The 15939-nt window shown below is 62.3% G+C and carries 12 protein-coding genes and 1 pseudogene; 10 read left to right on the forward strand and 3 right to left on the reverse strand.

The window, feature by feature from the left end; all coding sequences use genetic code 11:
• The 4 genes from VNX23_RS06755 to VNX23_RS06770 form a co-directional block, all read left to right on the forward strand.
• Positions 1-276: ABC transporter permease subunit (locus VNX23_RS06755; protein ID WP_414642955.1), on the forward strand; the 276-nt coding region annotated here is incomplete at its 5' end.
• Complete coding sequence (locus VNX23_RS06760; protein WP_325628405.1) at positions 276-1256, forward strand: branched-chain amino acid ABC transporter permease; 981 nt, start codon at positions 276-278, stop codon at positions 1254-1256. The genes VNX23_RS06755 and VNX23_RS06760, both read left to right, overlap by 1 nt.
• Entirely contained in the window at positions 1253-1999 is a 747-nt protein-coding gene (locus VNX23_RS06765; protein ID WP_325628406.1) for an ABC transporter ATP-binding protein, read from the forward strand. Before VNX23_RS06760 ends, VNX23_RS06765 begins: the two co-directional genes overlap by 4 nt.
• On the forward strand, positions 1983-2687 hold the full coding sequence (locus VNX23_RS06770) for an ABC transporter ATP-binding protein (RefSeq protein WP_325628407.1): 705 nt from the start codon (positions 1983-1985) through the stop codon (positions 2685-2687). Before VNX23_RS06765 ends, VNX23_RS06770 begins: the two co-directional genes overlap by 17 nt.
• 90 nt (positions 2688-2777) lie before the next feature.
• Here the strand turns inward: VNX23_RS06770 and VNX23_RS06775 are convergent, their stop codons facing one another.
• Positions 2778-3452, reverse strand: a complete 675-nt coding sequence (locus VNX23_RS06775; protein WP_325628408.1) for an aldolase — start codon at positions 3450-3452, stop codon at positions 2778-2780.
• A 100-nt stretch (positions 3453-3552) separates the two neighbouring features.
• Here VNX23_RS06775 and ltnD point away from each other — a divergent pair, with 100 nt between their 5' ends.
• The 5 genes from ltnD (at position 3553) to VNX23_RS06800 (ending at position 11082) form a co-directional block, all read left to right on the forward strand.
• A complete protein-coding gene (gene ltnD / locus VNX23_RS06780) occupies positions 3553-4467 on the forward strand; it encodes an L-threonate dehydrogenase (RefSeq protein ID WP_325628409.1) in 915 nt (304 codons plus the stop codon).
• Between the two features lie 25 nt (positions 4468-4492).
• Complete coding sequence (gene otnI, locus VNX23_RS06785; protein WP_325628410.1) at positions 4493-5275, forward strand: 2-oxo-tetronate isomerase; 783 nt, start codon at positions 4493-4495, stop codon at positions 5273-5275.
• Positions 5272-6549: a 3-oxo-tetronate kinase gene (gene otnK, locus VNX23_RS06790; RefSeq protein ID WP_325628411.1), complete on the forward strand. Its 1278-nt coding sequence runs from the start codon at positions 5272-5274 to the stop codon at positions 6547-6549. Before otnI ends, otnK begins: the two co-directional genes overlap by 4 nt.
• Before the next feature lie 167 nt (positions 6550-6716).
• Positions 6717-9899, forward strand: coding sequence for an efflux RND transporter permease subunit (locus tag VNX23_RS06795; RefSeq protein WP_325628412.1), 3183 nt, complete (start codon positions 6717-6719; stop codon positions 9897-9899).
• Positions 9889-11082, forward strand: coding sequence for an efflux RND transporter periplasmic adaptor subunit (locus VNX23_RS06800; RefSeq protein ID WP_325628413.1), 1194 nt, complete (start codon positions 9889-9891; stop codon positions 11080-11082). The genes VNX23_RS06795 and VNX23_RS06800 overlap by 11 nt, the downstream gene beginning before the upstream one ends.
• 176 nt (positions 11083-11258) lie before the next feature.
• Here VNX23_RS06800 and VNX23_RS06805 read toward each other — a convergent pair.
• Both VNX23_RS06805 and VNX23_RS06810 read right to left on the reverse strand, forming a co-directional pair.
• Positions 11259-12793, reverse strand: a pseudogene (locus VNX23_RS06805) (acetyl-CoA acetyltransferase).
• 108 nt (positions 12794-12901) lie between these two features.
• Positions 12902-14035: a nitronate monooxygenase family protein gene (locus VNX23_RS06810; RefSeq protein WP_325628414.1), complete on the reverse strand. Its 1134-nt coding sequence runs from the start codon at positions 14033-14035 to the stop codon at positions 12902-12904.
• A 177-nt stretch (positions 14036-14212) separates the two neighbouring features.
• On the opposite strand from VNX23_RS06810, the gene VNX23_RS06815 reads away from it, so the two are divergent.
• The gene (locus VNX23_RS06815) at positions 14213-15886 is read left to right on the forward strand and encodes an NAD(P)/FAD-dependent oxidoreductase (RefSeq protein WP_325628415.1); all 1674 of its coding nucleotides are present in this window, start codon (positions 14213-14215) and stop codon (positions 15884-15886) included.
• The last annotated feature ends 53 nt before the right edge of the window (positions 15887-15939 follow it).

The following is a 15939-nucleotide window of genomic DNA, read 5'->3' on the forward strand; positions in this document are numbered from 1 at the left end:
GGTGCGGCGCTGGTCGGGCTCGCCGGCGCGATCATGGCGATTTTCTTCTACGTTTATCCTGACGTCGGCGCTTCGTTTGCGCTGATCGCCTATGTCACGGTGGCGCTCGGTGGTTTCGGCAGCGTATTCGGCGCCTTCGCCGGCGGTCTGGTGGTCGGCCTTGTCGAGGCGACTACCGCCTTGATCCTGCCGCCGTCGCTGAAATCGGTCGGGATTTACGCTGTCTACCTGCTCGTGGTCTTTATCCGGCCGCGCGGCCTGTTCGGATCGATGTGATGGATACGGCCTTCGCCAAGCGCCGCCGCCGCGATCTCATCGTCGCCGCGATCTTTGCCGCGATCGCGGCAATCGTTCCCCTGTTCGTGAAGGACGTCTACGTCCAGAACATCATGGTGCTGACCTTGATGTATGCGGCGCTGTCGCAGAGCTGGAACATCCTCTCCGGCTATTGCGGGCAGATTTCGCTGGGGCACGCGCTCTATTTCGGGCTCGGCGCCTATACCACCGCACTTCTCTTCACCAAATTCGGCGTTCTGCCGTGGTTCGGCATGCTCGGTGGCGGCCTGATCTCGGCGGCCATCGCGATGGCGCTGGGCTATCCCTGCTTCCGTTTGCGCGGGCATTATTTCGTCATCGCCACCATCGTGATCGCCGAGACCGCGCTCCTGTTGTTTCAGAACTGGGATTGGGCCGGTGCCGCGCTTGGTATCGACATTCCCGTGCGCGGCGACAGTTGGCTCAAGTTCCAATTTGTCCGCAGCAAGCTGCCTTACTTCTATTTCGCGCTCGCGCTTGCTTGTGTCGCTTGGCTCGTAACCTGGTGGCTGGAAGACTCGAAGTGGGGCTACTGGTGGCGCGCGGTGAAGGATAATCCGGATGCCGCCGAAAGCCTGGGCGTGGTGGTGTTCAATTCCAAGATGGGCGCGGCCGCGGTCTCGGCCTTTCTCACTGCGATCGGCGGCAGCTTTTACGCGCAATTCGTCTCCTATATCGACCCCGAAAGCGTCATGGGGTTTCAGTTCTCGCTTTTGATGGCGTTGCCGGCGGTGCTGGGCGGCATCGGCACCTTGTGGGGCCCGGTGCTGGGCGCCGTCATCCTGATTCCGCTCACCGAATTGACACGCTCTTATATCGGCGGCTCCGGCCGCGGCGTCGATCTGATCGTCTACGGCACGCTGATCGTTTTGATCTCGCTGGCGCGACCCGAGGGGCTGGTCGGATTGTTTTCGCCCCGGCGCAAGGAAGCCGCCCGATGACGGCGCTGCTCGAAATCCCGCTCCTTGAAACCCGAGGCATCTGGCAGCGCTTCGGTGGCCTCGTTGCCAACAGCGACGTCTCGATCTCGGTCGGGCGCGGCGAGATTGTCGGGCTGATCGGCCCCAACGGCGCCGGCAAGTCGACCTTGTTCAATCTGATCGCCGGTGTGTACACGCCCACCCAAGGCTCGATCATTTTTGACGGCGAGGATGTCACCCGCCTGTCGGCCGCCGAACGCTGCGAACGCGGTGTCGGACGCACCTTTCAAGTGGTCAAAAGCTTCGAGACCATGACGGTGATCGACAATGTCATTGTCGGTGCGCTGATCCGCACCACCGTGATGCGTGAGGCCCGCCGTAAAGCCCATGAGGTGCTGGAATTCTGCGGGCTGGCGGCACGGGCCGATACGCTGGCGAGCCAGTTGATCCCGTCGGAAAAACGTCGCCTCGAAGTCGCACGTGCGCTCGCGACCGAGCCGAAGCTGCTATTGCTCGACGAAGTCCTCACCGGGCTGACGCCGATCGAGGCCCAGACCGGCGTTGAGCTGGTTCGAAAGGTTCGCGCCACCGGCGTCACGGTGCTGATGGTCGAGCATGTCATGGAAATCGTGATGCCGCTGGTCGATCGCGCGATCGTGCTCGATCTCGGCAAGGTTCTGGTCGAGGGCAAACCCACCGACGTCGTTCGCGATCCGAAAGTGATCAGCGCCTACCTTGGGGATCGTCATGCTGTCGGTGCGTGAAATCACCACCGCCTATCAGGGGCTGGTCGCGATCTCACAGGTCTCGATCGAGGTCGAGAAGGGTGAAGTCGTCTGCGTGGCGGGCGCCAATGGCGCCGGCAAATCGACGTTGTTAAAGACCATTGCGGGCGCCGAGCGACCGCGTTCCGGCAGCGTCACCTTCGACGGCGACCGGATCGACGGCATGGCGCAGCACATGATCACCGCGCGCGGCATCGCCTATGTTCCGGAAAATCGCCGGCTGTTTCCGCGGCTTTCGGTGCGCGACAATTTGCGACTCGGCAGCTATCTCTACCGCGGCAAATCGGATCGCGAACAACCGCTTGAGCTGGTGTTCAAGCTGTTTCCACGGCTTTCCGAACGGCTCGATCAGCGCGCCGAGACTCTTTCCGGCGGCGAGCAGCAGATGCTCGCGATCGGACGGGCGCTAATGACCCGGCCGCGGCTTTTGATGCTGGACGAGCCCTCGCAAGGCATCATGCCGAAACTGGTCGATGAGATCTTTCAGGCCGTCAAACGCATCCGCGATATCGGCGTGACCGTGCTGATCGTCGAGCAGCGCATTGCCGAATGCCTTGAAATCGCCGACCGCGCCTACATCCTGCAAACCGGCCGCTTGCAGATGCAGGGGACCTCAAGCGAGATCAAAAGCAATCCGGATGTACGCAAGGCGTATCTGGGATTGTGATCCTCATCCCGAGGAGCCGCGAAGCGGCGTCTCGAGGGATGGTACTATGAAGGCGATCATCCTTCGAGACGCCATGCTGCGCACGGCTTCTCAGGATGAGGACGGTGTATGTGTCGAATGTTCGGGCAACGCCAATCCAAACACCTTCACCAAATCTTCCACCTGCGCCGGCGTGAGGTAACGCGGGTTCAGTCCGCGCAGCAGCAGATAGAGCTTTGCGGTTTCTTCCAGTTCCTCGACCGCAAACACCGCGGCCTCCAGTGTGTCGCCCGAAACCACCGGGCCGTGATTGGCGAGCAGCACGGAAGAGTATTTTCCGGCAAGCCCCTTGATGGCGTCCGCAACCGCCGGATCGCCCGGGCGGTAATAGGGCACAAGCGCGGTCGCGCCGCATTTCATCAGGTAATAGGCCGTCATCGGCGGCAGCGCCGCGCGCGGATCGATCTCGGGCAACATAGACAGCGCGACCGAATGGGTGGAATGCAGATGCACGATCGCGCGCGCCGGCGTGCGGGTCTCGTATAGTGCGCTGTGTAGTGGCACTTCCTTGGTCGGAGCGTCGCCGGAGAGAAGACGGCCGGCCGCATCGAGCCGGGACAGCCGCGCCGGGTCGAGGAAACCGAGCGAGGCGTTGGTCGGTGTCACCAGCCAGCCACCGTCGTCGAGCTTGGCTGAAATATTGCCCGAGGAACCCGGCGTCAGGCTGCGTTCGAACAGCGAGCGGCCGAGGCGGCAGATCTCCTCGCGGATTTTTGTTTCGCTCATGGTCCTGTCCTTGGGCGGTATCTTGTCTCACGCTTTGGCAGCGCGGCCAAGCCGTGATAGGCAGGGATAAATTTCAAGAAGCGCCATAAGGAAACGTCGCATGTCTTCATCCGCCAAACCTCGCATTGCCGTGATCGGGCTGGGCTCGATGGGCTACGGCATGGCCAGCGCGCTCAAGCGCGCCGGATTTGAGGTCACCGGCTGCGACGTGGCGCCGGAGACGGTTCAAAGATTCGCGTCCGAAGGCGGAAAGGGCGCCAGGACCCCGGCGGAGGCGGCCAGAGAGGCAGACATCGTCGTCAGCGTGGTCGTCAACGCTGCCCAGACCGAAACTATTCTGTTCGGCAAGGACGGCGTCGCTGAGACGCTCGCCAGGGACGCCGTATTTGTTTCCTCCGCGACCATGGATCCCGACGTCGCAAGACGGCTCGCCAAACAACTGGAAGCAACCGGACGGCACTATCTCGACGCGCCGATTTCCGGCGGCGCGCAGCGCGCAGCGCAGGGCGAGCTCACGATTCTCGCCTCGGGGAGCGCGGCTGCCTTTGCCAAGGCGCGGCCGGCGCTCGATGCGATGGCGGCCAAACTCTATGAACTTGGCGATGCCGCCGGCCAAGGCGCCGCGTTCAAGATGATCAACCAGTTGCTCGCCGGCGTTCATATCGCGGCGGCCTCGGAAGCGATTGCCTTTGCCGCCAAGCAGGGCCTCGATATCCGCAAGGTCTATGAGGTGATCACGGCCTCCGCCGGCAATTCCTGGATGTTTGAAAACCGCATTCCTCACGTGCTCGACGGTGATTATACGCCACGCAGCGCGGTCGAGATTTTCGTCAAGGATTTGGGGATCATCCAGGACATGGCGCGATCGGCGAAATTCCCGGTGCCGGTGTCGGCTGCCGCCCTGCAAATGTTCCTGATGACGGCGGCTTCCGGCATGGGCCGCGACGACGATGCGTCGGTGGCGCGAATGTATGCGCGCGTGACCGGCACGCATTTGCCCGGCGAGCCGAAGTAACCAGTCAATAACAAGAGGACGTCGGATGCCCCGTTTTGCCGCCAATCTCACCTTGATGTTCAACGAGGTGCCGTTCCTCGATCGTTTCGAAGCGGCGGCGAAGGCTGGCTTCACGGCGGTCGAGTTCCTGTTTCCTTATGCACACCCGGTCGAAGAGATCGGCAAGCGGCTGCATGGTAATGGCCTGACGCAGGCGCTCTTCAATTTGCCGCCCGGCAATTGGGACGCGGGCGAAAAGGGTTTTGCGGCGCTGCCTGAGCGGTTTTCCGATTTACAGGAAAGCCTGCGCACCGCGTTGCCTTATGCGCAAGCGACCGGCGTCAAGCGCCTGCATCTGATGGCGGGGCTGGCCGATCGCAAGGATCCAAAGGCGATAGCGGCGTTCCAGAAGTCGTTGAGATGGGCGACGGAATTCTTCGCGCCCCACGGCATCGACATCGTGCTCGAGCCGCTCAATGCGCGCAACACGCCGAATTATTTTCTCAACGACTTCGGGTTTGCGCGTGACCAGATCAACGAATTGAACATTCCGAACCTGAAGCTGCAATTCGATATCTATCACTGCCAGATCCTGCATGGGGACGTCACCATGCGGCTGCGTGAAATGATGCCTATCATCGGTCACATCCAGATCGCGAGCGTTCCTTCGCGCCACGAGCCGGACGACGAAGAGCTGAATTATCCGTTCCTGTTCACTGAACTCGATCGTCTCGGCTACAAGGGTTTTGTCGGCTGCGAATATAACCCGCGCGGCAAGACCACCGATGGGCTCGCCTGGTTCAAGCCGTACGCGGGGAAAAAATCGTGAAACTTGCACTCGGCTGCATCGCGGATGACTACACCGGCGCGTCCGATCTCGCCAACACGCTGACGCGCGCCGGCCTGCGCACGGTGCAGACGATCGGTGTTCCCTCCGAGGAACTCGATCTGCCTGACGTCGACGCCGTCGTCGTATCGCTGAAGAGCCGTTCGATCGAGGCTGGTCTCGCGGTGTCGCGTTCGCGGGCGGCCGACAAATGGCTGCGCGGCCGCGGCGCAGACCATGTCCTGTTCAAGATTTGCTCGACCTTCGATTCCACCGATGCCGGCAATATCGGTCCGGTAATGGATGCGTTGCGCGCCGATTCAGGCGACACCATCGTTCTGGTGACGCCCGCTTTTCCCGAGACTGGGCGTACCGTCTATCAAGGCAATCTGTTCGTCGGTTCCGTGCCGCTGAACGAAAGTCCGCTCAAGGATCATCCGCTCAACCCGATGCACGATTCAAACCTGGTGCGGGTGCTGGCGCGCCAGAGCAAGACCGAGGTCGGGCTTGTCGGCCTTGCCACGGTCGTTCGCGGACCGGAGGCGGTGCGGGCGCGCTTGGCCGATCTGTCGGACAAGGGCGTTGGCGCGGCCATCGTCGATGCGGTGTTCGACCGCGATCTGGAGACGATTGGTGAGGTTGCACTCGACCAACGCTTGTCGGTTGGCGCCTCCGGCATCGGGCTTGGCCTGGCGCGTGCTTTGGTAGCGGCGGGTAAAGCCAAAGCGGGCGCCTCGAGCGCCTTGTCCGAGTCGCCGGTGGGCGGACCGGCGGCCTGCCTTGCCGGCAGCTGCTCGCAGGCCACGCTGCAACAAATTGCCAATGCCGAAACCGACATGGCGGTCCTTCACCTCGATCCCGAGCAGATTGTTGCAGGCAAGGGCGAAGTCCGGCGCGCGCTCGGTTGGGCCGCGCAGAGAATCACGGAGGGGCCGATCCTCATCGCCTCCAGTTCGACGCCGGACCAAGTCGCAGCCCTGCAATCCCGTCATGGCCGCGATGCAGCCGGACATGCCATCGAGCAGGCCATGGCCGATGTCGCCGAAGGTCTGGTGCAATCGGGCGTGAGGCGTCTTGTGATTGCTGGTGGTGAAACTTCAGGCGCCGTAGTCGATCGTTTAGGCATTCCGGGTTTTCTTGTCGGCGCGGAAATTGCGGCCGGCGTGCCTGTGCTGCGGGCGGTCGGCGCGAAGGAAGGCGAAATGGTTCTTGCCCTCAAATCGGGCAATTTCGGCGGCCCCCGTTTTTTTTCCGACGCACTTGATCTGATGCGTTAACGGAAAACTTGCACTCTGACGCCGGCAGGTTTTGCAGGAAATCTTAACGTTCTCGCGGAAGTGAAGGGATTTGAGGGGGCTGACGTTAGCCATTTGGCGGTATTTCAGGTAAATGCCGCACTGCATCATGCTCATCGTATATTGCTCGACCCAGGAATGCCTGTGCCATGACTGAACTGGTCCGTATTGCCCTCAACCGGCCGTACACATTCGTCGTGCTTGCGCTGCTCCTGCTGATCATCGGGCCGTTGTCCGCGATGCGCACGCCGGTCGATATCTTTCCGGATATCCGCATTCCGGTGATCGGGGTCATCTGGCAGTATACCGGGCTACCGCCGGATCAGATGTCCGGGCGCATCGTAACCCCTTACGAGCGATCGCTGACGACAACCGTCAACGATATCGAGCACATCACAGCGAACTCCTATAACGGCGTCGGCATCGTCAAGATCTTCTTCCAGCCGAACGCGGACATCCGCACCGCCAACGCGCAGGTCACCGCGGTCTCGCAGACCATCATCAAGCAGATGCCGCCGGGCGCAACGCCGCCGCTCATCCTCAACTACAGCGCTTCGACGGTTCCGATCATCCAGCTTGCGCTGTCCGGCGAAGGCCTTACCGAGCAAAACCTCGCCGACATCGCCATCAATCAGCTGCGCACGCCCCTGGTCACGGTGCCCGGCGCGGCGATTCCTTATCCTTACGGAGGCAAGCAGCGACAGATCCAGATCGACGTCAATGCGACGGCGCTGCAGTCGCTTGGTCTATCCGGCCAGGACGTCGCCAATGCGCTCGCAGCGCAGAACCTGATTCAGCCGGCCGGCACATCGAAGATCGGCGGCTTTGAATACGTCATTCAGCTCAACAACTCTCCGCTGAAAATCGAGGAGCTCGGCGATCTGCCGATCAAGGCCGTCAATGGCGCCATGGTTTACGTGCGGGATGTCGCCACCGTGCGCGACGGCAACCCGCCGCAGACCAACATCGTGCATGTCAACGGCAACCGCTCCGTGCTGATGATGGTTTTGAAGTCGGGTTACATTTCGACGCTCGAAATCATTGATGGCATCAAGAACAAGGTCGTCGCATTCAAGGACTCGCTTCCGGATACGCTCAAGGTCGGCTTCGTCGGCGACCAGGGAGTGTTCGTCGCCGGCGCTATCGCAGGTGTGGTGCGCGAAGGCGTCATCGCGGCATTGCTCACCAGCATCATGATTCTGCTGTTTCTGGGAAGCTGGCGTTCAACCATCATCATTGCGACGTCGATTCCGCTCGCCGTGTTCGGCTCGATCGTGATGCTGTCGGCGATCGGCGAAACCCTCAACATCATGACGCTCGGCGGTCTTGCGCTCGCGGTCGGTATCCTGGTCGACGAAGCCACGGTGACGATCGAGAACATCAATTGGCATCTGGAGCATGGCAAGGACGTCCGCACCGCGATCATGGACGGCGCTCATCAGATCGTGGTGCCGGCCTTCGTCTCGCTGCTCTGCATCTGCATCGTGTTCGTGCCGATGTTCTTCCTGCAGGGCATTCCGCGCTTCCTGTTCGTCCCGATGGCGGAAGCCGTGATCTTCGCGATGATCTGGTCGTTCATCCTGTCGCGGACGCTCGTTCCAACTATGGCGATGTATCTGTTGCAGCCGCATCGACATCATGCCGATGGTGAAGAGCCCGTGCGCTCGCGCAATCCCCTGGTGCGCTTGCAGCGCGGTTTCGAGGCCGGCTTCGAGCGATTTCGCGCCGGCTATCGCGAGTTGCTGACCGTGGCGCTGAAGCACCGGCCGACCTTCGTGATCGGCTTCCTTGGGCTTGTCGGCGCCTCCTTCCTGCTCGTTCCCTATCTCGGGCAGAATTTCTTTCCCTCCGTCGATGCCGGCCAGATCCTGATGCATGTGCGCACGCAGGTGGGCACGCGGCTGGAGGAGAGCGCCAATCAATTCGCCGACGTGCAGAAGGCGATCCGCAAGATCATCCCGCCGGATCAGATCGAGACCATGGCCGACAACATCGGCATGCCCATTAGCGGCATCAACATGACCTACAACAATACCGGTGTGATCGGCCCGCAGGACGGCGATATCCAGATCAAGCTGAAGGAGGATCATCCTCCGACTGAAATCTTCGTGAAAGCTCTGCGCGAGCAGCTTCCGCGCCAGTTTCCCGGAATGACGTTTGCTTTCCTGCCAGCCGATATTGTCAACCAGATTCTCAATTTCGGCGCGCCGGCGCCGATCGACCTGCAGGTCCGGGGCGGCAATCTGAACGCCAATTTCGCCTACGCCAACAAGCTGATGGCCCGTATCCGCCGGATTCCCGGCATTGCGGATGCGCGCATCCAGCAGTCGCCGAGCAATCCCACCTTCAACATCGACGTGGATCGCACCCGCGCGCAATATGTCGGTTTGTCCGAGCGCGACGTCGTCAACAGCCTCACCGTCAATCTCTCGGGCAGCGGGCAGGTGGCGCCGACCTATTTCCTCAATCCCGATAACGGCGTGTCCTATTCGATCGTGATGCAGACCCCGCAATACCAGATCGACTCGCTGAGCGCGCTGGAGACGTTGCCGATCACGGCGGGCGGCCCCACCGCGCCGATTCTCGGCGGCATCGCCAACATCACCCGCTCGGTTTCGAGCGCGGTCGTCTCACAATACGACATCCAGCCGATGGTGCAGATCTTCGCCACGCCGCAGGGGCGTGACCTCGGTGGCGTTGCGGCCGATGTCCGGAGAGCGATCGCGGATACGGCGAAGGACGTGCCGAAGGGCTCCTCGGTTGCTCTCGTCGGCCAGGTGCAGACCATGAACAACTCGTTCGCCGGACTGCTGTTCGGGCTCGCCGCGGCCATCATCCTCGTCTATTTCCTGATCGTGGTAAATTTCCAATCCTGGTCCGACCCGTTCGTGATCATTACGGCGCTGCCGGCGGCACTGGCCGGGATCGTCTGGATGCTGTTTTCGACCAACACCACGATGTCGGTTCCGGCGCTGACCGGCGCCATCATGTGCATGGGCGTCGCGACCGCCAACAGCGTGCTGGTGATCAGCTTTGCCCGCGAGCGCTATGAGGAAACCGGCGATCCGATTCTGGCCGCCGTCGAGGCCGGTTTCGTGCGCTTGCGCCCCGTCCTGATGACGGCGCTCGCCATGGTGATCGGCATGCTGCCGATGGCGCTGGGGCTCGGGGAGGGCGGCGAAGCCAATGCGCCGCTCGGGCGGGCAGTGATCGGCGGCCTGACCTTCGCAACCATTGCCACGCTGATGTTCGTTCCGGTGGTTTTCAGCTTGGTGCACAGGAAACAGGACCCCAAAGGGGCCGTCGTAACGGAGAGCCAGAATGCCCACTGAACCTCGCTCGCCGGTCTCGCGCCGGAAGTTGGGCATGTTTGGCGGAATAGCCGTCATCGCCGCGCTGATGCTGGTGATCAGCGGCATCCGCGCGCGCGAGGATTCGAGCGCGAAGTTGCGCGAATGGACCGACAGCCAGGCGATTCCGCCGGTGGCGGTGATATTCGCCGAGGCCGGCGCGCTGACGGCAACGATCGATCTGCCGGGCCGGCTGGAGGCCTATTATCGCGCGCCGATCTTTGCGCGCGTCAACGGCTACCTGAGGAGCTGGAGCGCCGACATCGGCGCGCGGGTCAAGGCCGGCGAAGTCATCGCCGAAATCGATGCGCCCGATCTCGATCAACAACTGCTGCAGGCCCGTGCCGACCTGACCAATCAGCAGGCGAGCGCGAAGCTGTCCGAGGTCACGCTAGCGCGCCGCAAGACGCTGATCGCCTCGAATTTCGTCTCGATGCAGGAGATCGACGAGCGCACCGCCGATCTCTCCAACAAGATCGCCGCGGTCAACTCCAGCCAGGCCAATGTCGAGCGGCTCGAAGCGCTCGCCGGCTACAAGAAGATCACCGTGCCGTTCGACGGCATCGTCACCGCACGCGCGACCGACGTCGGCGCTCTGATCAATGCCGGCGGCGGCAGCGGTCCACCGATGTTCGTGATATCCGACATCAGGAAGCTGCGCGTCTATGTCAATGTACCGCAGACTTACGTGCCTTCGGTGCGGATCGGTGCGAAGTCGGTGATCTCCGTGCCCGAATATCCGGCACGGACGTTTGACGCTACCGTCGAAGCGTCCGCACAAGCCGTCGATGTCAGTTCCGGCACGACGCAGATGCAGCTTGGGCTCGAAAATGCCGCCGGTGAATTGATGCCGGGCGGCTTTGCCACGGTGCGGCTGACGTTGCAGCGGGATGGTGGTCCGCTGCACATCCCCTCGAGCGCGCTGGTCTTCAACCAGAACGGCCTGCGGGTTGCGACGGTGGGAGCGGACGATCGCGTCCTGTTCAAGGCGGTGACGATCGCGCGCGATCTCGGGCGCGACATCGAGCTCGCGTCAGGGATTACGCTGGACGACCGCATCATCAACGCGCCGCCGGACGGAATCGTCGACGGCGATCAGGTCCGCATTGTCAGCACCAAGCGTCGCCCGGCCACGGTTTCGGCCAAGCAGGGCGACAAGGGGTAGGGGTGCTAGCCGCGCTCGATTCACCTCTCCCACGCTGGGGAGAGGCCGGATCGCGAAGCGATCCGGGTGAGGGCGGTTGCCTGCACGATAGACCGTAAGCCCTCACCCAGCCCTCTCCCGGAGGGAGAGGGAGCGCACCTTTGTCGAGGCTATAGTTGACTTGGTCCCATCAGGTTCTAATCGACTCGCCACTCCAGAATGCCGTCTTGAGCCATTGCGATCTCGCCCGATGACCCAACCGGCGTCCGGTCGAGGTTCAATAAATGCGCGAGTGTGCTGCGGTCACCGGCCGGCACGCGCGCCAGCGCCCGCCGGTTCTCCGGCGTGCGCAGCATGACACGCCGTGCCCGACCTCGTTGTTGCGGCCATAGAGCACGGTAAAACTTTCGACTTTTCCCTTGCCGCTGGCCTCGGTCACGAATTCCGGCACCCCGCCGCGACGGCGCTCCGCCTCGGCTTGCACGCTCGTTTCCTGCGCGAGCGGTTCTTCCGGCGGCGTTCGCGACAGCACCAGCGCATGATGCTTGGTGACAAAACCGCCCTGGCCGTAGAGGAGACCGAGTGTGGCGCCGGCGCGAAGTTTCCGCGCCATCGCGCAGGCCGCATGCGTCATATAAGTGTTGAGCGGCGCGCCGAAGAAAGTCAGCCCGCCGGTCACGGTCGGCTGCACGTCGGCTCCCAATCCCAGCGTTCGCCGCGCCATTTTCGGCACGCAGGGAAAGCAGCTGTAGAGCTCGATCGCATCAAAAGCTCGGCCATCGCCGCCAGCGAGCTCCTTTGCCGCCTCAAGCACGGCGTTTTGTGCGTGGCTCTCGACGAACTGGTCGCGTTCAAGATAATCACGCGGCTCTTCCGCCGAAGCGCCGCCCCGGATATGGACGAGATGGTCGTCCCGCAAGCCCACCTCGCGCGCTTTCGCAAGGCTCGTCATCAGCACCGCGCCGCCCATGTTGACCATCGGGTTGGCGACCATGAGCTTGGTGTAAGGCCACGCGATCAGCCGGTTGTCTGACGTCGGCGTCGTGATTTCGTGCGGAGTGAAATTCCGCTTCAGCCACGAATTGGGATTCTGCGAGGCGACCAGGGAATAGGCCGACCACAGTGCGCCCGATTCCCCCATCGCCTCGCGCGGCGTCTGGCCCCAATGCGCCGAGGTGGCCGCTTCGTAAAACGGATAGACGCTCACCGGGCGAAACACGCCGAGTTTCACGGCCAGCGGCTTCTCGAACGCGGCATTGCGCTTGGGCTCCTCGACATCGTGGGCGAACGGCGTCCACGGCAAGGTGAGGCCGGCGCGTTCGGCCTTGGTCGCACTGCTCTGCGCTTCGGCGCCGCAGACCGCCGCGACGCTGCATTCGCCGCGCGCGATGCGCTTTGCTGCTTCATGAAGGTAGCGGACCGGACTTTCGCCGCCCACGGGGCCGTAATAATTGTGCTTCGGCTTGATGGAAAGACGCGCGGCGAGCTGCTTTTCCGGATCGCGGTAACGCCAGCTCAGGAAACTGACGATGTCGAGCGACTGGATCTCGCCGAGCAGCGTAGCGCCGCTGTCGGCTTCCGCGCGCCGCAGGGCTTCGACCAGGAGCGCGAGTGGTTCGAGGCCTTGCGCAATTTCCTTCGGGCGATCGACGATTTCACCGACGCCGACGATGACGGGAATGCGCTCGGCAGGGAGGATTGGCCATTGGACATTTTTCTTGGTCGTCTCCAAATGTTAAACCGGATGTCATTGCGAGCGGAGCGAAGCAATCCAGACCTTTAGCGTCGAAACATGGATTGCTTCGTCGCTGTCGCTCCTCGCAATGACGAATTTGGCTTGTTAATCCGAAACCAGCGCGTTCATCCGCTCCACGGCTTCCGCGAAATCTTGCTTGAATTCCTGCACCACCGTGCCGGCCGACTTGACGCTGTCGATCAGGCCAACGCCCTGTCCGACGAAATAGCTGACGAGTTCGCGCGCCTTCGTGTTGCCCGCAAGAGCGGACCGATCGATCGAATCGAATGCATCGCGGCTGATGATGCTTTGCAGCGGCATCGGCAGCGCGCCGGGGCTTGCCGGATCGCGGTCCCATGCATCGGTCCACACCGAGCGCAACTGCCGCGCCGGCTTGCCGGTGCGGCTCTTGGAGCGCACCGCCTCGCGCGAGGACGCAGCGATCATCTTTTCGCGGAAGATTTCGCTGGTCTCAGATTCAACCGTCGCAAGCCACACCGAACCGGTCCACACCCCGGCGGCGCCCATCGCCATGCACGCCGCCATTTGCCGCCCGGTCATGATGCCGCCCGCGGCCAGCACCGGCACGTCGCGGATCTCCCTGATCGCCTTGATCACCTCGGGCACCAGCACCATGGTCGAGACTTCGCCGCAATGGCCGCCGGCTTCGGTTCCCTGCACCACCAGTATGTCGACGCCGGCGGCGACCTGGCGCAACGCATGCTCTTTGGCGCCGACCAGCGCCGCGACGGGAACGTCGTGCTTTCTTCCCATCTCGATCATCGCTTTCGGTGGTACGCCGAGCGCGTTCGCAATCAGGCGGATCGGGTGACGGAACGAGGCTTCGAGAACTTCTAGCGCCAGACCGGCGTCAAATGGCTGCGGCTGGTTGTCGGGAACGCGCGTTGTCGTGAGTTCAATGCCATGCTTATTGAGAAGATTGCGGGTGAAAGCGCGGTGTTGGGCTGAAATCCGCGTCTCGAGGCCGTTCCAGGTGACATTCTTCTCGCCTGAGGTTGAAATGTTTTCCGGGATCAGCACGTCGAGCCCGTAAGGCTTGCCGTCGACATGATCGTCGATCCATTTCAGCTCCTGCTCGATGGTCTCAGGGGTATGGGTGGTGGCCCCCAACACCCCGAAACCGCCGGCGCGGCTCACGGCTGCGACCACGTCGCGGCAGTGGCTGAAGGCAAACAGCGGAAATTCGACGCCCAGCATGTCGCAAACCGGCGATTTCATCGTGTTTCCATTCCCTATGTCAGCCGCCGATCGCGGCTCGTTCGAATTTTCCTAACGAACGCTAGCGCATCGGCAATAGTGATGCCAAGCCACATCGTTTTGTCTCTTGCGCTTTGGTGCGGGAGAGGGAATGCTGGTGCGGAGCAAAACGAAGAAACTTGAGGGAGCGCGACCAGCATGTCGGCCTTGCCAACCATGTCAGGCAGCGATCACCTTGCCGGCGACACTACCTGCGACGTCGTCGTGGTCGGCGCGGGATTTGCCGGAATGTATTTGCTCCACCGGCTGCGTGGGCTTGGACTTAGGGTGCGCGTCTACGAGCAGGGCGGGGATGTCGGCGGCACCTGGTACTGGAACCGCTATCCCGGCGCGCGTTGCGACGTCGAGAGCATGCAGTACTCCTATTCCTTTTCCGACGAATTGCAGCAGGAATGGGACTGGAGCGAACGCTACGCGCCGCAGGCCGAAATTCTCAAATATGCCCGGCACGTCGCCGAGCGCTTCGATTTACGGCGCGATATTCAATTCAATACCAGCGTCGATCGCGTTGTGTTCGACGAGAGCGCGGGCGAATGGCAGGTCTCGACATCCGACGGCAAAACCGTCAGCGCAAGGTTCGTGGTGCTCGCCACCGGCTGCCTGTCGAATGCGCGCCTGCCCGATATCAAGGGCCTTTCGGATTTTGCCGGCAAGGTCTATCACACCGGCCATTGGCCGCATGAGGCGGTTAATTTCACGGACCAGCGCGTCGCCGTCGTCGGCACCGGTTCTTCGGCTATCCAGTCGATACCGGAGATCGCCAGGCAGGCGCGACACCTCTACGTGTTCCAGCGCACGCCGAATTTCTCGATTCCCGCCCACAACGCCGCGCTGACGGCGGAAGAGCGCGAGGCGTTTCGTAGAATTTATCCCGAAGTGAGGCGCTTTGCGCGCGAGGAGGCGCGCAATGGCCTCTATGCCGAGATGCCCGACCGTGGCGCGCTCGACGATGGGGACAATGCGCGGCGCGCCAGATATGAGCAGCGCTGGGTCAATGGCGGCCTGACGTTCATGCTCGCCTATAACAACCTGATTCTCGATCAGGCCGCCAACGATACGGCTGCGGATTTTGTCCGCGCCAAGATCGCGGAAATCGTCAAGGACCCGCAGACCGCAAAACTCCTGCAGCCGGTCAATCACCCGATCGGCTCCAAGCGCATCTGTGTGGACACCGATTATTACGCAACCTTCAATCGCCCCAACGTGACGCTGGTCGATATTCGCGACAGCGGCATCGAGGAGATCCTGCCGAATGCCGTGCGCGTGGGGGCCAAGGATTACGAGGTCGATGCGCTGGTGCTGGCGACCGGGTTCGATGCGATGACCGGTTCGGTGGCGAGGATCGACATTCGCGGCCGTGGCGGGCAGACGCTGAAGCAGAAATGGGCCGAGGGACCCAAAACCTATCTCGGGTTGATGTGTGCGGGCTTCCCCAATCTCTTCATCATCACGGGGCCGGGCAGCCCTTCGGTGCTCTCCAACATGATCGTCTCGATCGAGCAGCACGTCGACTGGATCGCCGACTGCATGGTCTGGATGCGCCAGCGCGGCCTCGACCTTGTGGAGGCGACGAAGGCTGCCGAAGAGGGTTGGGTCGCCCACGTCAATCAAGTCGCGCACATGACGCTCTATCCGCAGGCCAATTCCTGGTACATGGGCGCCAATATTCCGGGCAAGCCGCGGATCTTCATGCCCTATATCGGCGGCGTCGGCGTCTATCGCCGGATCTGCGACGACGTCGCCGCCAAGGGATATGAGGGATTTGCGATGACAACGGCAGAACGCCCGCAGAGGATGGCGGCGTCGTCATAAGCGTCGTCATTGCGAGCCAACGGGTCGCGCAAATGCGCGCCCGATGACAGGCT

This window comes from Bradyrhizobium sp., from assembly GCF_035570375.1.
In the GTDB taxonomy this organism is placed as follows: Bacteria; Pseudomonadota; Alphaproteobacteria; order Rhizobiales; family Xanthobacteraceae; genus Bradyrhizobium.

Coding starts and splice junctions, on each gene's coding strand:
- VNX23_RS06760 (WP_325628405.1), top strand. CDS start 276: ATGGATACGGCCTTCGCCAAGCGCCGCCGCCGCGATCTCATCGTCGCC.
- VNX23_RS06765 (WP_325628406.1), top strand. CDS start 1,253: ATGACGGCGCTGCTCGAAATCCCGCTCCTTGAAACCCGAGGCATCTGG.
- VNX23_RS06770 (WP_325628407.1), top strand. CDS start 1,983: ATGCTGTCGGTGCGTGAAATCACCACCGCCTATCAGGGGCTGGTCGCG.
- VNX23_RS06775 (WP_325628408.1), bottom strand. CDS start 3,452: ATGAGCGAAACAAAAATCCGCGAGGAGATCTGCCGCCTCGGCCGCTCG.
- ltnD (WP_325628409.1), top strand. CDS start 3,553: ATGTCTTCATCCGCCAAACCTCGCATTGCCGTGATCGGGCTGGGCTCG.
- otnI (WP_325628410.1), top strand. CDS start 4,493: ATGCCCCGTTTTGCCGCCAATCTCACCTTGATGTTCAACGAGGTGCCG.
- VNX23_RS06795 (WP_325628412.1), top strand. CDS start 6,717: ATGACTGAACTGGTCCGTATTGCCCTCAACCGGCCGTACACATTCGTC.
- VNX23_RS06800 (WP_325628413.1), top strand. CDS start 9,889: ATGCCCACTGAACCTCGCTCGCCGGTCTCGCGCCGGAAGTTGGGCATG.
- VNX23_RS06810 (WP_325628414.1), bottom strand. CDS start 14,035: ATGAAATCGCCGGTTTGCGACATGCTGGGCGTCGAATTTCCGCTGTTT.
- VNX23_RS06815 (WP_325628415.1), top strand. CDS start 14,213: ATGTCGGCCTTGCCAACCATGTCAGGCAGCGATCACCTTGCCGGCGAC.